At 76.7% G+C, this 20,051-nt stretch carries 20 protein-coding genes; 17 read left to right on the top strand and 3 right to left on the bottom strand.

Annotation, left to right across the window (positions count from 1 at the left end):
• Positions 1–392 precede the first annotated feature (392 nt).
• The 3 genes from ACI78U_RS06060 to ACI78U_RS06050 are packed head-to-tail and all read left to right on the top strand — an operon-like array spanning position 393 to position 2,521.
• Positions 393–491: a 30S ribosomal protein bS22 gene (locus ACI78U_RS06060; protein WP_012854759.1), complete on the top strand. Its 99-nt coding sequence runs from the start codon at positions 393–395 to the stop codon at positions 489–491.
• A gap of 10 nt (positions 492–501) precedes the next feature.
• Positions 502–1,620: an NAD-dependent epimerase/dehydratase family protein gene (locus tag ACI78U_RS06055; RefSeq protein WP_456874381.1), complete on the top strand. Its 1,119-nt coding sequence runs from the start codon at positions 502–504 to the stop codon at positions 1,618–1,620.
• Positions 1,613–2,521 carry a lysophospholipid acyltransferase family protein gene (locus ACI78U_RS06050; RefSeq protein WP_456874380.1) on the top strand — a complete coding sequence of 303 codons (909 nt, stop codon included), beginning with the start codon at positions 1,613–1,615 and terminating at the stop codon, positions 2,519–2,521. Before ACI78U_RS06055 ends, ACI78U_RS06050 begins: the two co-directional genes overlap by 8 nt.
• Before the next feature lie 102 nt (positions 2,522–2,623).
• Here the strand turns inward: ACI78U_RS06050 and ACI78U_RS06045 are convergent, their stop codons facing one another.
• The 3 genes from ACI78U_RS06045 to ACI78U_RS06035 all read right to left on the bottom strand — a co-directional run bounded on the left by ACI78U_RS06045 (position 2,624) and on the right by ACI78U_RS06035 (position 5,591).
• Positions 2,624–3,538 carry an HAD family hydrolase gene (locus tag ACI78U_RS06045; RefSeq protein ID WP_456874379.1) on the bottom strand — a complete coding sequence of 305 codons (915 nt, stop codon included), beginning with the start codon at positions 3,536–3,538 and terminating at the stop codon, positions 2,624–2,626.
• A gap of 84 nt (positions 3,539–3,622) precedes the next feature.
• On the bottom strand, positions 3,623–4,828 hold the full coding sequence (locus tag ACI78U_RS06040; protein WP_456874378.1) for a DUF5667 domain-containing protein: 1,206 nt from the start codon (positions 4,826–4,828) through the stop codon (positions 3,623–3,625).
• 97 nt (positions 4,829–4,925) lie between these two features.
• Positions 4,926–5,591, bottom strand: coding sequence for a sigma-70 family RNA polymerase sigma factor (locus ACI78U_RS06035; protein ID WP_456874377.1), 666 nt, complete (start codon positions 5,589–5,591; stop codon positions 4,926–4,928).
• Between the two features lie 180 nt (positions 5,592–5,771).
• Here ACI78U_RS06035 and ACI78U_RS06030 point away from each other — a divergent pair, with 180 nt between their 5' ends.
• The 14 genes from ACI78U_RS06030 to ccsB all read left to right on the top strand — a co-directional run bounded on the left by ACI78U_RS06030 (position 5,772) and on the right by ccsB (position 20,009).
• Complete coding sequence (locus tag ACI78U_RS06030; RefSeq protein ID WP_456874376.1) at positions 5,772–7,313, top strand: class I adenylate-forming enzyme family protein; 1,542 nt, start codon at positions 5,772–5,774, stop codon at positions 7,311–7,313.
• Positions 7,310–7,561, top strand: coding sequence for a glutaredoxin family protein (locus tag ACI78U_RS06025; RefSeq protein ID WP_456874375.1), 252 nt, complete (start codon positions 7,310–7,312; stop codon positions 7,559–7,561). Before ACI78U_RS06030 ends, ACI78U_RS06025 begins: the two co-directional genes overlap by 4 nt.
• 239 nt (positions 7,562–7,800) lie before the next feature.
• Positions 7,801–8,487 carry a redox-sensing transcriptional repressor Rex gene (locus ACI78U_RS06020; protein WP_456874383.1) on the top strand — a complete coding sequence of 229 codons (687 nt, stop codon included), beginning with the start codon at positions 7,801–7,803 and terminating at the stop codon, positions 8,485–8,487.
• A complete protein-coding gene (locus tag ACI78U_RS06015) occupies positions 8,484–9,839 on the top strand; it encodes a glutamyl-tRNA reductase (RefSeq protein ID WP_456874374.1) in 1,356 nt (451 codons plus the stop codon). The genes ACI78U_RS06020 and ACI78U_RS06015 overlap by 4 nt, the downstream gene beginning before the upstream one ends.
• Positions 9,836–10,774: a hydroxymethylbilane synthase gene (gene hemC / locus ACI78U_RS06010; protein ID WP_456874373.1), complete on the top strand. Its 939-nt coding sequence runs from the start codon at positions 9,836–9,838 to the stop codon at positions 10,772–10,774. Before ACI78U_RS06015 ends, hemC begins: the two co-directional genes overlap by 4 nt.
• Before the next feature lie 100 nt (positions 10,775–10,874).
• On the top strand, positions 10,875–12,404 hold the full coding sequence (locus ACI78U_RS06005; protein WP_456874372.1) for a uroporphyrinogen-III synthase: 1,530 nt from the start codon (positions 10,875–10,877) through the stop codon (positions 12,402–12,404).
• Positions 12,401–13,402 (top strand): porphobilinogen synthase, encoded by a 1,002-nt coding sequence (gene hemB, locus ACI78U_RS06000; RefSeq protein WP_456874371.1) that lies wholly within the window; start codon positions 12,401–12,403, stop codon positions 13,400–13,402. The genes ACI78U_RS06005 and hemB overlap by 4 nt, the downstream gene beginning before the upstream one ends.
• Positions 13,399–13,929 carry a hypothetical protein gene (locus ACI78U_RS05995; RefSeq protein ID WP_456874370.1) on the top strand — a complete coding sequence of 177 codons (531 nt, stop codon included), beginning with the start codon at positions 13,399–13,401 and terminating at the stop codon, positions 13,927–13,929. Before hemB ends, ACI78U_RS05995 begins: the two co-directional genes overlap by 4 nt.
• Complete coding sequence (gene hemL / locus ACI78U_RS05990; protein WP_456874369.1) at positions 13,926–15,308, top strand: glutamate-1-semialdehyde 2,1-aminomutase; 1,383 nt, start codon at positions 13,926–13,928, stop codon at positions 15,306–15,308. The genes ACI78U_RS05995 and hemL overlap by 4 nt, the downstream gene beginning before the upstream one ends.
• Entirely contained in the window at positions 15,308–15,940 is a 633-nt protein-coding gene (locus tag ACI78U_RS05985; RefSeq protein WP_456874368.1) for a histidine phosphatase family protein, read from the top strand. Before hemL ends, ACI78U_RS05985 begins: the two co-directional genes overlap by 1 nt.
• Positions 15,937–16,566 (top strand): TlpA family protein disulfide reductase, encoded by a 630-nt coding sequence (locus ACI78U_RS05980; protein WP_456874367.1) that lies wholly within the window; start codon positions 15,937–15,939, stop codon positions 16,564–16,566. The genes ACI78U_RS05985 and ACI78U_RS05980 overlap by 4 nt, the downstream gene beginning before the upstream one ends.
• A gap of 1 nt (position 16,567) precedes the next feature.
• The gene (locus ACI78U_RS05975; RefSeq protein ID WP_456874366.1) at positions 16,568–17,395 is read left to right on the top strand and encodes a cytochrome c biogenesis CcdA family protein; all 828 of its coding nucleotides are present in this window, start codon (positions 16,568–16,570) and stop codon (positions 17,393–17,395) included.
• A complete protein-coding gene (gene resB / locus ACI78U_RS05970; protein ID WP_456874365.1) occupies positions 17,392–19,041 on the top strand; it encodes a cytochrome c biogenesis protein ResB in 1,650 nt (549 codons plus the stop codon). The genes ACI78U_RS05975 and resB overlap by 4 nt, the downstream gene beginning before the upstream one ends.
• Positions 19,038–20,009, top strand: coding sequence for a c-type cytochrome biogenesis protein CcsB (gene ccsB / locus ACI78U_RS05965; protein ID WP_456874364.1), 972 nt, complete (start codon positions 19,038–19,040; stop codon positions 20,007–20,009). Before resB ends, ccsB begins: the two co-directional genes overlap by 4 nt.
• Positions 20,010–20,051 lie beyond the last annotated feature (42 nt).

The following is a 20,051-nucleotide window of genomic DNA, read 5'->3' as shown; positions in this document are numbered from 1 at the left end:
CGGTCGGGCTCCGCGCGACGCGGGAGGGCACCTGGCCGCGGTGTCGCGAGGAGTGGGGGCCGGAGGCTCCCGCGAGGAGTGACGGTCGGGCTCCGCGCGACGCGGGAGGGCACCTGGCCGCGGTGTCGCGAGGAGTGGGGGCCGGAGGCTCCCGCGAGGAGTGACGGTCGGGCTCCGCGCGACGCGGGAGGGCACCTGGCCGCGGTGTCACCCGGAGGGTGACGGTGTCGCAGCGTCGCCACGGGGGCGCCGGGTAGGCTCGGGCGCCGAGCGACAACCCCGGCCCCGGCCGGAACCGTCGCACACGAGCTGATCCACACTCGCGTGGCGCCCGGTTCCGACCCCCGCGGTCGCCGGCGGGCGCCCCGCGGCCACGACGTCGGGAGCAGGACATGGGTTCGGTCATCAAGAAGCGCCGCAAGCGGATGGCGAAGAAGAAGCACCGCAAGCTGCTGAAGAAGACCCGCGTGCAGCGTCGCAACAAGAAGTGAGCTGAGGCTCGTGCCGCCTGCCGTCGTCCTGGTCACCGGCGTGAGCCGGTGGCTCGGCGGTGCGCTGGCGGCCGAGCTCGCTCAGGACCCGGCCATCGACCGGGTCATCGGGGTCGACACCGTCCCGCCCTCGGCGGAGCTGCTGCGCCGCCTCGGCCGCACCGAGTTCGTGCGGGCCGACATCCGCAACCCGCTGATCGGCAAGGTGGTCAGCACCGCGGGCGTCGACACGGTCGTCCACATGAACATCAGCTCCACCCCGGCCGGGTCCGGCGGGCGCGGGCCGATGAAGGAGCTCAACGTCATCGGGACGATGCAGCTCCTGGCCGCCTGCCAGCGCGCGCCGTCGGTGCGCCGGCTGGTGCTCAAGTCGACCAGCGCCGTCTACGGCGCCTCGCCGCGCGACCCGGCCGTGTTCACCGAGGCCATGCAGGCCCGCCGGGTCCCCTCGGGCGGCTTCGCCAAGGACAGCCTCGACATCGAGGGCTACGTGCGCTCCTTCTCGCGCCGCCGCCCCGACGTCGGGGTCGCCGTCCTGCGGTTCACCAACTTCATCGGCCCGCGGATCGACTCGGTGCTCAGCGGGTTCCTGCGGATGCCGGTCGTGCCCACGGCGCTGGGCTACGACGCCCGCGTCCAGCTGCTGCACGAGGACGACGCACTGGGCGTGCTGACCCGGGCCACCACGGGGGAGTTCACCGGCACGGTGAACGTCGGGGGAGAGGGCACGTTGCTGTTGTCGCAGGTCATCCGCCGGCTGGGCCGGCTGCAGCTGCCGGTGCCCTCGCCCGCCCTGGGGTCCCTGGGCCGGCTCACCCGCCGCTTCGGCGGCGTCGACTACTCACCCGAGCAGATGCGCTTCCTCAACTTCGGCCGCGTCGTCGACACCACGGTGCTGCGCACCGAGTTCGGCTACACGCCCCGCCACACCACCGCCGAGGCCCTGGCCGACTACGCGCGCACCGTCCCCCCGGTGGTGTCGCCCGGCCTGGTCGCCGACGTCACCACCCGCGCGCAGGATCTGGTCTCCCGGGCCGGGTCGGTCGCCTCCTCGGTGGGCTCGACGGTCCACGGCCGGCTGCGCCCGGCACCCGCCCCGCCGGGGCTGCGGGCGGTGCGCGATGCCTGAGGCCCGCGTCATCCGGCTGCGTCCCGACGACGAGCAGCCGCACGTCCCGCTGCCGGCGGACCCGAGCTGGGACGACCAGGTCGCCGGTGGCCTGGACTTCCTCCGCCGCCGGCTGACCGGCGAGTACGAGACCGACGAGTTCGGCTTCGACCCCGACCTCACCGACCACCTGCTGCTGCCGCTGCTGCGGCCGCTGTTCTCCCGCTGGTTCCGGGTGGAGACCCACGGAGTGGAGAACGTGCCCAGCACCGGAGGTGCCCTGGTGGTGGCCAACCACTCGGGCACCGTGCCGGTCGACGCGCTGATGACCACCGTGGCCCTGCACGACGACCACCCGGCGCAGCGGCGGTTCCGGTTGCTGGGGGCCGACCTGGTCTTCGAGCTCCCGGCGATCGGGTCGCTCGCCCGCAAGTTCGGCGCCACGCTGGCCTGCAGCGAGGACGCCGAGCGGCTGCTCTGCGGGGACGAGCTGGTCGGGGTCTTCCCCGAGGGGTTCAAGGGCATCGGCAAGCCGTTCCGCGACCGGTACACCCTGCAGCGGTTCGGCCGCGGGGGTTTCGTCACGGCGGCACTGCGCACCGGCAAGCCGATCATCCCGTGCGCGATCGTCGGCGCCGAGGAGATCTACCCGATGATCGGCAACGCCCGGACGCTCGCCCGGCTGCTCGGGCTGCCCTACTTCCCGGTGACGCCGACCTTCCCCGCCCTCGGCCCGCTCGGGCTGGTGCCGCTGCCGTCGAAGTGGCTCATCGCCTTCGGCTCCCCCATCGAGACGGCGTCCTACGGCCCCGCCGCCGCCGAGGACCCGATGCTGGTGTTCAACCTGACCGACCAGGTCCGGGAGACCATCCAGCAGTCGATCTACCAGCTGCTCCTGCAGCGCTCCTCCGTCTTCTCCTGACGAGCGCCGCCTCGCGGCGCGTCCTGTGCACACGCCGCGGTGGCGAGCGGGCCGCGGCAGCGACGTGTGCACACAGCGCCGCCGCGACGGGAGGCCGACGGGTCAGAACGGCCAGGCGTTGCGACGGCGGAGGGCCACGGCGCCGCCGACGACGCCGCCGGTCAGCGCCGCCGCGGCGACCGTGGGGACGCCGATCCGGGCCGCCTTGCGGCCGGTGCGGAAGTCGCGCACGGTCCACCCACGTGAGCGGGCGACGGCGCGCAGCTCGGTGTCGGGGTTGACCGCGATCGCCGTGCCGGTCAGCGAGAGCATCGGCAGGTCGTTGGCCGAGTCGCTGTAGGCGGTGCAGCGGGAGAGGTCCAGCTCCTCCCGCTCGGCCAGCGCCCGCACCGCCTCGGCCTTGGCCTCCCCGTGCATCAGCTCACCGACCAGGCGCCCGGTGTAGCGGCCGTCGACGACCTCGGCCACCGTGCCGAGCGCCCCGGTCAGCCCCAGCCGGTGGGCGATGATCCGCGCCAGCTCGACCGGGGTCGCGGTGACCAGCCAGACCCGCTGCCCGGCGTCGAGGTGCTGCTGGGCGAGGTTGCGGGTGCCCGACCAGATCCGGTCGGCCATCAGCTCGTCGTAGATCTCCTCGCCGGCCTGGGTGATCTCGGCGACCTCCCGGCCGGCGACGAAGGCGAGCGCGTTCTCGCGGATGTTGTGCATGTCGTCGGCGCTCTCGTTGCCGGCGACGCGGAACTTGGCCTGCTGCCAGGCGAACCGGGCGATGTCGCGGGAGCTCAGGTACTTGCGGGAGGCCAGGCCGCGGGCGAACCAGAACAGCGAGGCGCCCATCATCATCGTGTTGTCGACGTCGAAGAAGGCGGCGGCCGTGCGGTCGGCGACGACGACGGGGACCGGCTCGACCTCCGCGGCCGCGGCCGACGCCAGGCCCGCGACGTGCGCGCGGATCTCCTCCTCCGACGGCGCGCCGGCGTCCTCGCGCCGACGGCGCCGGAACGGCAGTCCCGGCACGGCCACCCTCCCCCTGGTCCGGCGGCCGCCGCGTGGCGGCACCCGGCCGACCCTATCGGCACCCCCGCGCGGGGCCGCCGGGCCTCAGCAGACCAGCGGCCGGACGCAGACGGGCAGGGGGGTGTCCAGGAGCGAGCCGGACGAGCTGCCCGGGACGGCCGGGTCCGACGGCGCCGGGCCCGCACCCGGCAGCGGGAGCGGCGGCAGCGGCAGCTCGGGCAGCGGGAGCCGCGGGACGGGGAACTGCGGCACGGGCAGCTGCGGGACCGCCGACCGGCCGGCCGGTCCCGGCGGCGGCGCCGTCGGCGCGCTGCTCCCGGTCGGCGGGGCGACGCCGGACGGGCTGTCCGCGGTCGGCGCCGCCGGGGACCCGCTCGTGCCTGCCCCGCCTCCCGAGCCGCTCCCCGGAACGGGGGACGTGGGTGCGGCCGGGGGCGGACCCACGGGCGATGCCGGGTCCCGGCCCCCGGCGGGTGCGGGTGCGGGTGTGCTGGCGCCGGGCGGGGCCGGGGCGTCGTCGCACGGCACGGGCAGTGGGCCGAGCTCGTCGGCGCCGGCGGTGACCGGCCCGACCGGGCAGGCGAGGGCCTCCCGCAGCCCCGCGGCCCGCGCGCCGACCTCGCTGACCAGGTCGAGCGACCCCGCGGCACCGGCGTCCGCGGGCAGCGCCCGCTGCAGCTCCGCGAGACCACTGCGCTGCTCGTCGGTCCAGTCGTCGAGCACGGTCAGCGGCGCGGCGTCGCGGGTGTCGGCAGCCCGGGTGAGCACCAGCGCGGCGCCCTCGGTGGTCTGCGCGTCCATCGCCGTCAGCGTGTCGCGCACCAGGTCGGCCGGTGGCGCGCCGGGCGTCGAGCCGACCAGGGCGTCGAGCTCCGCCAGCCGGGTGGTGGCGAACCCGAGCAGCGTCAGGCCGCGCTCGTCACCGGCCAGGGCCAGCCGGGTCTGCTCGGTGCCGCGTTTGACGCCGTAGAGGACGTCGCCGGGCTGCGCGCTCCCCGACAGCGCGACCACCGCGCCCAGGCCCGTCACCGCGACGGCGACACCGGCGACCGCGGCGGCCGGCCGGGGCCGCCGGACGCGCGCCGGCCGGCGGGAGCGGGCGGGGACCGGCTCCGGGGTGCGGACGGCGGCCATCGCGACCACCCGGGCACGGGTGGCGGCGCGGAAGCCGGGTGCCGGGTCGCCGTCGAGGTCGGCGGCGAGGGCCCGCAGACGCTCCTCGACGGCCGCCTCGCGCTCTCGCACGGACGCGCGGCGGACCGCCCCCGCGGCGGCGTGGCGGTCGCTCACCTGGCTCCTCCGGTCGGTCGGTCGGCTCTCGGCCGACCGGGGCAACGACGCCGGCCGGGACGGGTTCCGGCGTGTCCCCCGTCCGGGGCCCCGGGCGTCACCGCAGCCCCTCCGGCAGCAGGGCGGCCAGCCGCCGCACGGCGCGGTGCTGCAGCGCCTTGACCGCGCCGTCCTTCTTGCCCATGACCGCGGCGGTCTCCGACACCGACAGCCCCTGCAGGAAGCGCAGCGAGATGCACTCCTGCTGCTCGCTGCCCAGCGCGCGGATGCAGGCCAGCAGCTGCTCGTTGGCCAGCCGCGTGACGACGGCGTCCTCGGGGCCGTCGGTGGCCCGGTCGGCGTCGCGCATGTCCGCGGTGGTCACCTCGAGCCGGAACCGGCTGCTCTTCACGTGGTCGCGGACGAGGTTGCGCGCGATGGTCACCAGCCACGCGCCGACGTCGCGGCCCTGGAACGACAGCGAGTCGATGCGGCGCAGCGCCCGGACGAAGGTCTCGCTGGTGAGGTCCTCGGCCAGCGCCCGGTCGCCGACCCGGTGCAGCAGGTAGCGGTGGACCGTCGTCACGTAGTGGTCGTACAGCCGGCCGAACGCCTCGGCGTCCCCGTCCTGGCTGCGGCGCACCAGGTCCCAGACGTCGAGCCGGTCGGTGGGCAGGACCTGCCCCAGGGCGGCGAGCTCCGCGGCGAGGGCGCCGTCGTCCGCCGGGGCGTCCACGGCCGGGACGCGGGATGGCCGCTCGTCCACCGGGCGCGACTGCGGCATGCGGGACGTCGACCTCCTCGTCGGCCCACCCGACGGAGGTCCGGCCCCTCGGCGGGTCCCGCGCTGCTGCGGGTCGCCACCCATGGTGACAACGCGACTGCGATCCGTCCACGCGGACGGGCGGAGTGGTACCTGCCGGTACCCTTCTGCGGGACCCGCGTCCGCCCGCAGGAGGTGTCCGTGACAGGGCCCGTGACCGAGCCCCGACCCGGGCCCGCGGCCCCGACGGGGCTGGCCGCCCTGGTGCGCGCCGCGGCCGCCCGCCGCCCCGAGGCGCCGGCGGTCGTCGACGGCGTGACCCGGCTGACCTGGGCCGAGCTCGACGCCCTCGTCGACCGGGTCGCGGCCGGTCTCGCCGCCCGCGGGCTCGCCCGCGGGGACCGGGTGGCCGTGCAGCTGCCCAACGGCGTCGACTGGCTGCGCGCGGTCCTCGGTGCGCTGCGCGCCGGCCTGGTCGTGGTCCCGGTCAACACCGCTTACACCGATCCCGAGCTCGAGCACGTCCTCACCGACTCGGGCGCGTCGTTGCTGGTCGCGGCCGCCGCGCGCGGGCCCCTGGCCGGGGTGCCGGTGGTCGCCGGGCCGCCCGAGGCCGACGGCCCGCCGCCCCCGGACGACGACGACCCCGCCGCGCTCGCCCTGCTGGCCTACACCAGCGGCACCACCGGCCGGCCCCGCGGCGCGATGCTGACCGCCGCCGCGCTGCGGGCCAACCAGGAGCAGTGCCTGGCGATGGACCCGCCGCCGGTGCGCCCCGACGACCGGGTGCTGCTGGTCCTGCCGCTGTTCCACCTCTACGGGCTCAACACCGGGTTCGGCCTGGTCGCCGCCACCGGCGCGTGCGCGGTGCTCGTGCCGGCCTTCGACCCGCGCGCCACCCTCGACGTCGTGGAGCGCGAGCGGGTCACCGCCGTCCCCGGGGCGCCGCCGGTGTACCAGGCCTGGCTCGCCGTGGCCGCCGCCGAGGGCGGCGACGCGCGGCTGCGCCGGGCCCTCGCGTCCGTGCGCACGGCCTCCTCCGGTGCCGCGCTCCTGCCCGCGGCGACCTGGCGCGCGGTGCGCGACCGCGCGGGCGTGCAGGTGTGGGAGGGGTACGGCCTCACCGAGGCCGGGCCCGTGGTGGCCAGCACGCTGGCCACCGGGCGGGCCAAGCCGGAGTGCGTCGGCGGCCCGCTGCCCGGCGTCGAGGTGGCCCTGCGGGAGCCCGGCGGCACCGACGCCGAGGACGGGCCGGGCGAGCTGTGGGTGCGCGGCCCCAACCTCTTCTCCGGCTTCTGGCCCGACGGCACCGACGGCCCCGGCGACGACGGGTGGCTGGCCACCGGCGACCTCGCCCACCGCGACGCCGACGGCGACCTGCACCTGCTCGACCGCCGCACCGACCTCGTGCTGGTCAACGGCTTCAACGTCTACCCGGCCGAGGTGGAGCGGGTCCTCGACACCCACCCCGCGGTCGCCGAGAGCGCGGTCATCGGCGTGCCCGACCCGCGCACCGGCGCCGCCGTCGTCGCCGTCGTCGTCCCCGCGCCGGGCGCGGAGGTGGACGCCGCGGAGCTGCGCGCGCACGCCGCCGCGTCCCTGGCCCGGTACAAGGTGCCCTCCTCGGTCGTCGTCCGCCCGGCGCTGCCGCACTCGCTCACCGGCAAGGTGCGCCACGCGCGGCTGCGCGAGCTGGGCCTCCTCGAGGTGGCCGCGCCCGGCGCGGCGGAGGCGGCGGGATGACCGGGCCACCGCTCCGCCTGGAGCTGCTCACCCGGGCCAACTGCCACCTGTGCGTGACGGCGGCCGAGACGTTGGCGCGGATCGCCGCGGAGGCCGGCGTCGGCAGCCGCGAGGTCGACGTCGACGCCGATCCGGAGCTGCAGGCCGAGTACGGCGACCGCGTGCCGGTGGTGCTGCTCGACGGCCGCGAGCACTCCTACTTCACCGTCGACGTGCCCCGGCTGCGCCGCGACCTCGGCCTGACCTGACCTGACCTGACCTGACCTCCGGGCCCGGACGCAGCCGCCCGGCCGGGTATGGTGTCGGACACAGCGCCACGCATCCGCGCAGGCCGGGCGCCCGTGGGCTCGCCTGCGACTTTGTTCGCGCGTTCACAAGCGGTTACCGTGGCAGTCGCCGGGTGGTCGACCGCCCGGATCCCCGATGTCGCCCGCCCCCCTCGGCTCCCGCCGTCGCCCGGGCGCGACCGCTGTGGAGTAGGCCCGTGATGCAGTCGCGGCCCCGGATCCCGGAGGCCACCGTCGCCCGGCTGGCCGTGTACCTGCGGGTGCTCGGCGGCCTCGCCGACAGCGGTCGCACCACCGTCTCCTCCGGCGAGCTGGCCTCGGCGGCCGGGGTGAACCCGGCCGGGTTGCGCAAGGACCTCTCCCACCTCGGCCCCTGCGGCACCCGGGGTGTCGGCTACGAGGTCGCCACGCTGCGCGACCGCATCGCCGCCGTGCTCGGCATGGAGACCGCGCACGCGTGCGTCCTCGTCGGCATCGGGAACCTCGGTGCGGCGCTGGCCGGGTACGGGGGCTTCGGCAGCCGCGGCTTCGAGTTCGTCGGCCTCTTCGACGCCTCCCCGGCCCGGGTGGGCCAGCAGATCGGGGGCCTGCCGGTGCGGCCGGTGACCGAGCTCGAGGACGTCGTGGCCGCCACCGGAGCGACCATCGGGGTCATCGCGACGCCCGCCGAGGTCGCCCAGCGGGTCGCCGACCGGCTCACCGCGGCCGGGGTGAGGAGCATCTTGAACTTCGCGCCGGTCACGCTCACCGCGCCCGCGGGGGTCGACGTCCGCCAGGTCGACCTCTCCGTCGAGCTGCAGGTCCTGGCCTTCCTGGACAAGCAGCGCGGCGCCGTCCCCGGCACGCCGCTGGACGCCGGCCTCGCGCCCGCCGGGGGGATGGCATGAGCCTGCTCGCCGTCGGCATCAGCCACCGGACCGCGCCGGTCGCGCTGCTCGAGCAGTTCGCGATGACCCGCGACGACCAGGTCAAGGCGCTGCACGAGCTGGTCGGCAGCGACCACGTCAGCGAGGCGCTGGTCCTGGCCACCTGCAACCGGGTCGAGGTCTTCGCCGAGGTCGACCGCTTCCACGGCGGCGTCGCCGAGGTCAGCCGCGTGCTGGCCCGCCAGGCCGGCGCCGGGGTCGAGGAGCTCACCCCGTACGTCACCGTCCACTACGAGGACCAGGCCGTCGCCCACCTGTTCACCGTGGCCGCGGGGCTGGACTCGATGGTCGTCGGCGAGACCCAGGTGCTCGGCCAGCTCCGCGCGGCGTACGCCCTCGCGCAGGAGGAGGGCACGGTCGGCCGCTGCCTGCACCCGGTGGCCCAGCACGCGCTGCGCGTGGGCAAGCGGATCCACTCCGAGACCGGCATCGACCGCGCCGGCGCCTCGCTGGTGACGGTGTCCCTCGACCACGCCGAGGACCGCATCGGCCCGCTGGCCGGCCGTCCGGCACTGGTCGTCGGCGCCGGTTCCATGGGCGCGCTCGCGGCCAGCACGCTCTCGCGCCGCGGCGCACTGGTCACCGTCGCCAGCCGCTCGCCGGAGTCCGCCGCCCGCCTGGCGGCCGCCGTCGACGGCGGCACCGCCGAGATGGCCGACCTGCGGACGGCGGTCGCCGACGCCGACGTGCTGGTCACGTGCACCGGCGCCACCGGGCTGGTCGTCGGCACCGACGTCGTCGCGGCCGCGATGGCCGGCCGGGCCGACCGGCCGCTGGCCGTCGTCGACCTGGCCCTGCCCCGCGACGTCGACCCCGGCGTGGCTGCGCTGCCCGGCGTGCACGTCGTCGACCTCGCGCTGCTGCAGGGCGAGCGCTCGGCCACCGGGGGGACCGGGCCGGTCGCCGCCGACGACGTCGCCGCCGCGCACGCGCTCATCGAGGCCGAGACCGCGCTGCTGCGCGCCGAGCGGCAGGCGGCCGCCGTCGCGCCCACCGTCTCGGCGCTGCGCAGCCAGGCCGCCGAGGTGGTCGACGCGGAGCTGCTGCGCCTGGCGGCCCGGCTGCCCGACCTCGACGCCCGCGCGCGCAGCGAGATCGCCCGCACGGTGCGCCGCGTCGTCGACAAGCTGCTGCACGAGCCGACCGTCCGGGTCAAGGAGCTGGCCAGCACCCCCGGCGGCGTCGACTACGCCGACGCCCTGCGCGCGCTGTTCGGCCTGGGTCTCGACGCCGAGGTGCCCGCCGACGGCCCGCGGCTGGCCGAGGCGGTCGCCGTCGACCCCGACGAGTTGCGTCCCGGAGGCGGATCGTGACCTCCCAGACCACCGCGACGCTGCGGCTGGGCACCCGTGCCAGCCAGCTGGCCCGCACCCAGTCGCAGACCGTCGCCGACGCGCTGACCGCCGCCAGCGGCGTGCCGGTCGAGCTGGTGCACATCAGCACCGAGGGCGACCGCTCGGCCGCGGCCATCGCCCAGCTCGGCGGCACCGGCGTCTTCGTCACCGCCATCCGGCAGGCACTGCTCGAGGGCACCGTCGACGTCGCCGTGCACAGCTACAAGGACCTGCCCACCGCACCCGAGCCCGGGCTGGTGCTCGCCGCCGTCCCGCCGCGGGAGGACCCCCGCGACGCGCTGGTCGCCCGCGACCGGCTGACCCTCGGCGAGCTGCCGCCCGGCGCCCGCGTGGGCACCGGAGCACCGCGCCGCATGGCGCAGCTGCGCGCGCTGGGCCTGGGCCTGGAGGTCGTGCCGATCCGCGGCAACGTCGACACCCGGATGGCCCGCGTCGTCCCGGGCGACCTCGACGCCGTCGTCCTCGCCCGCGCCGGGCTGGCCCGGCTGGGCCGGCTCGACGCGGTCACCGAGGTGCTCGACCCGCTGCAGGTGCTGCCCGCGCCCGCGCAGGGCGCGCTGGCCGTCGAGTGCCGCGCCGACGACGAGCGCACCCTGCAGCTGCTCGCCGCCCTCGACGACCCCGGCACCCGCGCCGCCGTGCTCGCCGAGCGGACCACGCTCGCCGCGCTCGAGGCCGGGTGCAGCGCCCCGGTCGCCGCGCACGCCGAGCTGGCCGAGGGCGACGACGGTCCCGAGCTGTACCTGCGCGCGTCGGTCACCGCGATCGACGGCAGCGACGGCGTCCGCGGCTCGGTGACCGGCCCGGTCGGCGACGCCGAGCGGCTGGGCCGCGAGCTCGCCGCCGACCTGCTCGACCGCGGCGCCGCCGCGCTCGTGGCGGCCTCCCGGTGACCCGCCGGGCCCACCCGGCCGGGCGGTACGCCCCGGCCCCCTCGACCCCCGCACACGCCCACCCCAGGGCCACGACACCAACAAGGACCAGGAGCTCGTGATGACGCGCTTCCGCAAGACCCCAGGCCGCGTCGTCTTCGTCGGCGCCGGCCCCGGCGACCCCGGCATGCTCACCGCCCGGGCCACGGCCGCACTGGCCGAGGCCACGGTCGTGCTGGTCGACCCGGACGTCCCCGCCGCCCTCACCGACGCCGTCCGCGACGGCCGCCCGGGCCTCGAGCCGGCCCCGGTCAGCGGCGAGCCGGCCGACGTCGCCAAGGGCGCCGTCGCCGCGGCGAAGAACGGCGACGTCGTCGTCCGGCTGGTCGCCGGCGACCCCTACACCTCCGAGCACGCGGTCAAGGAGGTGCTCGCCGTCGCGCGCACGTCGGTGCCCTTCGACGTGGTGCCCGGCGTCGCCCCGGCCACCGCGGTGCCCGCCTTCGCCGGCGTCGCCCTCGGCGGCACCTCGCTGACCGCCGACCTGCGCGACGGCGACGTCGACCTGCCCGCGCTGGCCGCCGCGGCCGCCGCTCTCGCCGCGCCCGTGGTGCTGCAGGCCGGCGCCGAGCAGCTCCCCGACGCCGCGGCGCGACTGGTCGAGGGCGGCCTGTCCGGCAGCACCCCGGTCGTGGTGACCGCGGGCGGTTCGGGCACCGGCCAGAAGAGCGTCGTCGCCAAGCTGGCCGCCGTCGCGGAGAAGACCGCCGACCTCGGCGGCCTCACCGGCCCGGTCGTGGCCACCGTGGGCTCGGCCGTCGACAAGCGCGGCAAGCTCTCCTGGTGGGAGAGCCGGCCGCTGTTCGGCTGGCGGGTGCTGGTGCCGCGCACCAAGGACCAGGCCGGCGACATGAGCGAGCGGCTGCGGGCCTACGGCGCGGTGCCGGTCGAGGTGCCCACCATCGCCGTCGAGCCGCCGCGCAGCGCCGCCCAGATGGACCGGGCGATCAAGGGCCTGGTCACCGGCCGCTACGGCTGGATCGTGTTCACCTCCGCCAACGCCGTGCGCGCGGTCCGGGAGAAGTTCGCCGAGCTCGGCCTCGACGCGCGGGCCTTCGCCGGCGTGAAGGTCGCCTGCGTCGGCGAGCAGACCGCCGACGCGGTGCGCGCCTTCGGCATCGTGCCCGAGCTCGTGCCGAGCGGCGCGCAGTCCAGCGAGGGCCTGCTGGCCGACTTCCCCGAGTACGACGACGTCCTCGACCCGATCAACCGGGTGCTGCTGCCGCGCGCCGACATCGCCACCGAGACCCTCGCCGCGGGCCTGCAGGAGCGCGGCTGGGAGGTCGACGACGTCACCGCCTACCGGACCGTGCGGGCCGCGCCGCCGCCGGCGCCGGTGCGCGAGGCGATCAAGGGCGGCGGCTTCGACGCGGTGTGCTTCACCTCGTCGAGCACGGTCCGCAACCTGGTCGGCATCGCCGGCAAGCCGCACGCCAAGACCGTCGTCGCGGTGATCGGCCCGGCCACCGCGGCCACCGCGCAGGAGTTCGGCCTGCGCGTGGACGTCCAGCCCGAGACCGCCGCGGTCGGCCCGCTGGTCGACGCGCTGGCCGAGTTCGCGGAGGCCAGGCGCGCGGAGGCCGGGCAGTGAGCCCGGCGCAGGGCGGGTCGAGCCCGGGCTTCGCCCGCGGGCGCCGGCTGCGGTCGACGCCCGCCCTGCGCCGGCTCACCGCCCAGACCCGGGTGGCCCCGGCCGACCTGGTGCTGCCGGTGTTCGTCAAGGAGGGCATCGACGAGCCGGTGCCGGTCGGCTCGATGCCCGGCGTCGTCCAGCACACGCTGGACTCGCTGCGGAAGACCGCGCACGAGGCGGCCGAGGCCGGCGTCGGCGGGCTGGTCCTGTTCGGCGTCCCGGCGGAGAAGGACGAGGCCGGCTCGCAGGCCGACGCCGCCGACGGGATCGTCAACGTGGCGCTGCGCCGGCTGCGCGAGGACATCGGCGACGAGCTGGTGCTCATCGCCGACCTGTGCCTGTGCGAGTACACCTCGCACGGGCACTGCGGGCTGGTCACCCCGGCGGGCGTCGTGGACAACGACCCCACCCTGGACCGCTACGCGTCGGTGGCCATCGCCCAGGCGCAGGCCGGCGCCCACGTCGTCGCCCCCAGCGGGATGATGGACGGGCAGGTGGCCGCCATCCGCCGGGCGCTCGACGGCGCGGCGTACACCGAGACGCCGATCCTGGCCTACGCCGCCAAGTACGCCTCGGGCTTCTACGGCCCGTTCCGCGAGGCGGCCGAGGGCGCGCCGCAGTTCGGCGACCGCTCGACCTACCAGATGGACCCACCCAACGCCGACGAGGCGCTGCGCGAGGTGGCCCAGGACCTGGCGGAGGGCGCCGACGCCGTCATGGTGAAGCCCGCGCTGCCCTACCTGGACATCGTGGCGCGGGTCGCCGACGCCGTCGACGTCCCGGTCAGCGCCTACCAGGTCAGCGGCGAGTACGCGATGGTCGAGGCGGCCGCCCGCAACGGCTGGATCGACCGCGAGCGCGCCATCCTCGAGACGCTCACCGCCATCCGGCGGGCCGGCGCCGGCCAGGTGCTGACCTACTGGGCGGTCGAGGCCGCGCACCTGCTGCGCCGGTGACGCACGTCGAGCCCGGCGGCTCCTGGCGGCCGTTCTGGCTGACCGCCGCCGCGCTCGCCGTCCTCGGCGCCCTCGACGTGGTGCTGCCCGGGCCCGGCCTGCCGCCGCCGGCCTGGGCGCTCGTCGCGCTGGCCGCGCTCGGCGTCGCCGCGGCCCTGTGCTCGGCCGCCCGCCGGGTGTGGACGGTCCGGGTGCAGGGCGGCGGTCCCGACGGCGCACTGTCGGTGGGCCGCGAGCGGGTGCCGCTGGCCGACGTCGACGCCGCCCACCTGCGCGCCGTGCGCGAGGGGACGGCGGGCGTCGATGCCGGCGCACCCGTCCTCGGCGGCGGCTGGTCGGTGCCCCGCGGGCGCACCGGCCTGCCGCTGCGGCTCGCCGACGGCCGCACCGTGCTCGTGCCCACCCGCGACCCCGCCGCCCTCACCGGTGCCCTGCTCGCCGCCCTGCCGGGGAGTGGCACGTCACAGGCCGCCGACCCCGACGCCGCCGACGGCCGCCCGGGCGGCAGGGGGACACTGGGGCCGTGACCTCGCTGGACACCACCCGGTACGACTACGCGGCACCCGTCTCCGCGGACCTGTTCGCCCGCGGGAAGCGCGTCACCCCCGGCGGCGTCAACTCGCCGGTGCGCGCCTTCCGCGCCGTCGGCGGCACCCCGCGGTTCATGGCGCAGGGCTCGGGCCCGTGGCTCACCGACGCCGACGGCCGCCGCTACGTGGACCTGGTGGCCTCCTGGGGCCCGATGATCCTCGGCCACGCCCACCCGGCCGTGGTCGAGGCGGTCACCGCCGCGGCCCGCCGCGGCTTCTCCTTCGGCACCCCTACCGAGGGCGAGCTGGAGCTGGCCGAGGAGATCATCGACCGGATGCCCCCGGTGGAGCGGGTGCGGCTGGTCAACTCCGGCACCGAGGCGGTGCTCTCGGCGGTCCGGCTGGCCCGCGGCGCCACCGGCCGCCCGCTGGTGGTCAAGTTCGCCGGCTGCTACCACGGCCACGTCGACGCGCTGCTGGCCTCGGCAGGTTCCGGCGTGGCCACCCTCGGCCTGCCCGACACCCCCGGCGTCACCACCGGCGCGGCCGCCGACACGATCGTGCTGCCCTACAACGACGTCGCCGCCGTCGAGGCGGTCTTCGCCGAGCGGGGCGCCGAGATCGCGGTCGTGGTCAGCGAGGCCGCCCCGGGCAACATGGGCGTCGTCCCGCCGCGGGAGGGGTTCAACGCGGAGCTGCGCCGGATCACCGCCGAGCACGGCGCGCTGCTGCTGCTCGACGAGGTGATGACCGGCTTCCGGGTCTCGCGCTCGGGCTGGTACGGCCTCGACCCCGTCGACGCCGACCTGTTCACCTTCGGCAAGGTCATGGGCGGGGGGCTGCCGGCGGCGGCGTTCGGCGGGCGTGCCGACCTCATGGAGCAGCTGGCGCCGACCGGGCCGGTCTACCAGGCCGGCACGCTGGCCGGGAACCCCGTCGCCGTCGCCGCCGGGCTGACCACGCTGCGGCACTGCACCGACGACGTCTACGTCCGGTGCGACCGGGTCGCGGTCACCCTGCGCGGCGCGACCAGCGCGGCACTGTTCGCCGCCGGCGTCCCGCACCGGGTGCAGCAGGCCGGCTCGATGTTCTCCGTCTTCTTCGTGCCCGACGAGCGGCAGGTGCGCGACTACGACGACGCGCGCACCCAGGACACCGCGGCGCACCGCGCGTTCTTCCACGAGATGCTCGCCCGCGGCGTGTACCTGCCGCCGTCGGCGTTCGAGTCCTGGTTCGTCAGCGCCGCGCTCGACGACGAGGCCGTGCAGCGGGTGCTCGACGCGCTGCCCGCCGCCGCCCGCGCGGCCGCGGCCGCCGACCCCGCCGACGCGCCGTCCGACGCCGAGTCGAAGGACGCCCAGGAGCTGCAGCCCTGATGGAGACCACCGTCGTCCACCTGCTCCGCCACGGGGAGGTGCACAACCCCGACGGCGTCCTCTACGGCCGCCTGCCGGGCTACCGGCTGTCCCCCGGTGGGGAGGTGATGGCCGAGCGCGCCGCCGAGTGGCTGACCGGCCGCGGCGTCACCCACCTGTACTCCAGCCCGCTCGAGCGGGCCCGGCAGACCGCCGCCCCCGTCGCCGAGGCGCTGGACCTGCCGGTCGCCGTCGACGACCGGCTGATCGAGGCCGGCAACGCCTTCGAGGGCCTGCGGGTCGCCGGCGGCCGCGGCGTGTTCCGGACGCCGGCGCACTGGTGGAAGCTGCGCAACCCGGTGCGGCCCTCCTGGGGCGAGCCCTACGTGGAGATCGCCGCGCGGATGCTGCTCGCCGTCGAGGCCGCCCGTGACGCCGCGCGCGGGGCCGCCGCCGTTTGCGTCAGCCACCAGCTGCCGATCTGGACGCTCCGGCTGCACCTGGAGGGTCGCCGCTACACCCACGACCCGCGCCGCCGGCAGTGCGGGCTGGCCAGCGTCACGTCGGTGACCTACGACGGCGACGAGGTCACGCGGATCGACTACGCGGAGCCGGCCGGCGCCACCGACCCCGACGCGGTGCCCGGCGCATGACCACCCCACGGGAACGCTCCGCTGGCGCTCCACGTCCCCGCGGGGGCCCCGGGAGGCGGCTGCTGCCCGCCGCGGTCGCGGCGCTCGCCCTCCTCGCCGGCTGCTCGACCGGCGAGGGCCGGGCCGACGTCACCAACGGCGGCGAGTACCGGTTCGTGGCGGCCACCCCGGCCGGCGAGGTGATCCCCGAGACCGAGCGCGCCCCGGCCCCCGACTTCGGCGGCACGCTGCTCGGCGGTGGCGACTGGACCTCCGACGAGCTGGCCGGGCAGGTCGCCGTCCTCAACTTCTGGGGGTCGTGGTGCCCGCCCTGCCGGGTGGAGACCCCGGAGTTCCAGGAGGTCTACGCCGAGGTCCGCGACGAGGGCGTGGCCTTCCTCGGCCTGAACGTCAAGGAGGTCGACGAGCAGTTCGCGCAGGCGTTCGTCGACAGCCAGGGCATCGAGTTCCCCTCGCTCTACGACCCCGCCGGCGAGGTCGCGCTCGCCTTCCGGGACTACCCCGCCACCGCGATCCCGTCCACGATCGTCCTCGACCGCGACGGCCGGGTGGCGGCCGTCTACACCGGCGCGGTCGCGCAGGACGACCTGCGCGCCGTGGTCGACCGGCTGCTCGGGGAGGGCTGAGGTGGGGCAGGAGTTCGCCGCGCTGGTCACCGACGGCCCGCTGCTCGTGGCCGCGGCCGTCGCGGCGCTGGTCGGGCTGGTCAGCTTCGCCTCGCCCTGCGTGCTGCCGCTGGTGCCCGGCTACCTGTCCTACGTCACCGGTCTGGTCGGCAGCGGGGTGCGGTCCACCGCGCCGGCACCGGCCGGGGACGGCGCCACCGCGGGTGCCACCGCCACCGCCGTCCGCACCGACGAGCGCTCCCCGCGCGGGCGGATGGTGCTCGGCGCGCTGCTGTTCGTCCTCGGCTTCACCGCGGTCTTCGTCGCCGTGGGCACCGCCTTCGGCGGCCTGGGCCGCCAGCTGGTCCAGTACGACGACGTCATCACGCGGGTCATGGGCGTCGTCGTCATCGTCGTCGGCCTGGCCTTCCTCGGGCGGCTGCCGTTCCTGCAGCGCACCGCGCGGCTCTCGGTGCGCCCGGCCGCCGGGCTCGCGGGCGCGCCGCTGCTCGGCGTCGTCTTCGGTCTGGGCTGGACGCCGTGCCTGGGCCCGACGCTGTCGGCGGTCTACTCGCTGGCCTACACCGAGGCCACCGCCGGCCGCGGCGCGCTGCTGTCGGTGGCGTACTGCCTGGGCCTCGGGATCCCGTTCGTGCTCGTCGCCCTCGGCGCCCGCTGGGCGGTCGGGGCGACGGCGTTCCTGCGCCGGCACGCCCGCGCGGTCACCCGCTTCGGCGGCGCGGTGCTGGTCGTGGTCGGGCTGCTGCTGGTGACCGGGGCCTGGACCGAGATGATGGCGTGGCTGCGCTCCTGGCTGGCCGTCACCGGGCTGGGGGAGTCGCCGCTGTGACCACCACCGCCCCGCCCCGGCCGGCCCCGGCCCCGCCGCCGCCCGCACGACCCTCCGCCGCCCGCCGGCTCGGCGGGTTCGCGCTGCGCCAGTGGCGCCGGCTCACCGCCATGCGCACGGCGATCGTGCTGCTGTTCCTGCTCGCGCTCGCGGCCATCCCCGGCTCGCTGCTGCCGCAGCGCTCGCTGTCGCAGAGCGCCGTCGGCCAGTACTTCGCCGACCACCCGACGCTCGCGCCGCTGCTGGACCGGCTCTACCTGTTCGACGTCTTCAGCTCGCCGTGGTTCGCCGCGGTGTACCTGCTGCTGTTCGTCTCGCTCATCGGCTGCGTGCTGCCGCGCGCCCTGGAGCACGCCCGCGCGCTGCGCACCCCGCCGCCCCCGGCGCCGCGCCGGCTGACCCGGCTGCCCGACTCCACGCAGCTGCCCACGCCGCTGCCGGCCGCCGACGCCCTCGACGCCGTCGAGGAGGAGCTGCGGGTGCGCCGCTACCGCGTCGTCCGCCGCGACCGCGGGGGCGTCGCCGAGCTCTCGGCCGAGAAGGGGCTGCTCAAGGAGACCGGCAACCTGGTGTTCCACCTGGCCCTCGTCGGTCTGCTGCTCGGCCTGGCCGGGGGCAAGCTGTGGGGCTACGAGGGCAGCATCCTGGTCACCGAGGGCCAGCGGTTCTGCAACGCGTTCCAGCAGTACGACACCTACTCCGCCGGGGCGCTGGTCGACAGCGGTGACCTCACCCCGCTGTGCGTCGGCCTCGAGGACTTCCGCGCGGAGTACGAGGAGGACCTCACCGCCGCGTCGTTCACCGCCGACATCACCTACGGCGCACCCGGCGAGGAGGGCCGGCCGACGACGATCGGCGTCAACGACCCGCTGCGCGTCGACGGCGACCGCGTCTACGTGACCGGCCACGGCTTCAGCCCCCGGTTCACCGTCACGCTGCCCGACGGCACCGCCTTCGACGACGTCTCCGCCCCGTTCCTCCCCACCGAGCAGTCGACGATGGCCAGCGAGGGCGCCCTCAAGCTCCCCGACCTCGGCGCCGAGGCGGAGGACCAGCTCGCGCTGCAGGGCTTCTTCGCCCCCACCGGCCTGGTGCAGGGCGGCATCCTGACCTCCATCGACCCCCGGCCTCTGGCGCCGCAGGTCGCGATCGTGGCCTTCCAGGGCTACCTCGGCCTCGACTCCGGGCTGCCGCAGTCGGTGTACTCCCTGGACGCCTCGCAGATCGAGCGCGGCCGGCTGGCGGAGGTCGGCCGGGCGAACCTGTCGGTGGGGGAGTCGCTGACGCTGCCCGACGGGACGACGGTGACCTTCACCGGCTACTCGCAGTTCGCGGCGATGCAGTTCTCGCACGACCCCGGCCAGCTGTGGGTGCTCGGCGCCGCCGTCGCGGTGCTGGCCGGCCTGCTGGGCATGCTGCTGCTGCGCCGCGAGCGCCTCTTCGCCCGCGCCACCGCCGCGCCCGGCGGCGGTAGCGTGCTCGACGTCGGGGCGCTGACCCGTGGCAGCGGCGACGGCGCGCCGCGGTTCGCGGCCCTCACCGACGACCTGCGGGCGGTCCTCGCCGCCCGTGCCCCGACCCACGACGTGACCCGCACCCCGCCCGACGGCGGGGCCGCACCGGAGACCGGAGGCGCACCCGCGTGACCGCCGACCAGCTGTCCGCCCTGTCGGACACCCTGTTCTCGACCAGCGTCGGTCTCTACTCGCTGGCCGTCGTCGCCTTCTGCGCCCAGCTGGCCTTCGGCCGCCGCCCGGCCCGGGAGCGGGCGCTGGTCGGCGCCGGCGCCACCGCCGGCGGCCCGGCCGAGGGCGGGGCGTCCCGGGCCGGCGCGCTGCCCGACGACCCCGCGCCGGTGCGCCGCTGGGGCCGGGTGGCGATGCTGCTCACCGCCGCCGGCGCGCTCACCCACACCGGCGTCCTCGTCGCCCGCGGGCTGGCCACCGACCGGCTGCCCTGGGGCAACATGTACGAGTTCGCGACCGCGGTCGTGCTCGTCGCCGTCGTGGCCTTCCTGGTGCTCGCGCTGCGCTCGCCCGGCCTGCGGCACCTGGGCCTGTTCGTGTTGGCGCCGGTGGTGCTCAGCATGGTCGCGATCGGGCTGTTCCTCTACGTCGAGAGCGGCCCGCTGGTGGCCGCGCTGCGGTCGAGCTGGCTGGCCGTGCACGTGACGACGGCGATCCTCGGCTTCGGCATCTTCTTCGTCAGCGGCATCGCGAGCGTCCTGTACCTGGTCCGCTCGCGGTACGAGGCCCGCGGGGGCGACGTCTCCGAGGCCCGCATCGTGGGCCGGATGCCGTCGGCGGCCTCGCTGGACCGGGTCGCCCACCGCACCGCGGTGTTCGGCTTCCCGATCTGGACCTTCGCCGTGATCGCCGGCGCCATCTGGGCCGAGAGCGCCTGGGGCCGCTTCTGGGGCTGGGACCCCAAGGAGACCTGGGCCTTCATCGCCTGGGTGGTCTACGCCGCCTACCTGCACGCCCGGACGACCGCCGGCTGGCGCGGCCGCCCCGCGGCCTGGGTCAACGTCGTCGGCCTGGCGGTCATGGTGTTCAACCTGCTGTACGTGAACATGGTGTCCACCGGGCTGCACAGCTACGGCGGGGTCGACTGAATCGCGTCCCATCCACCTCCCGGGTCCCTCCTACCCCTCCCG

The organism is Geodermatophilus sp. SYSU D00710, assembly GCF_054050195.1.
This window is presented reverse-complemented; position numbering and strand designations above follow the sequence as displayed.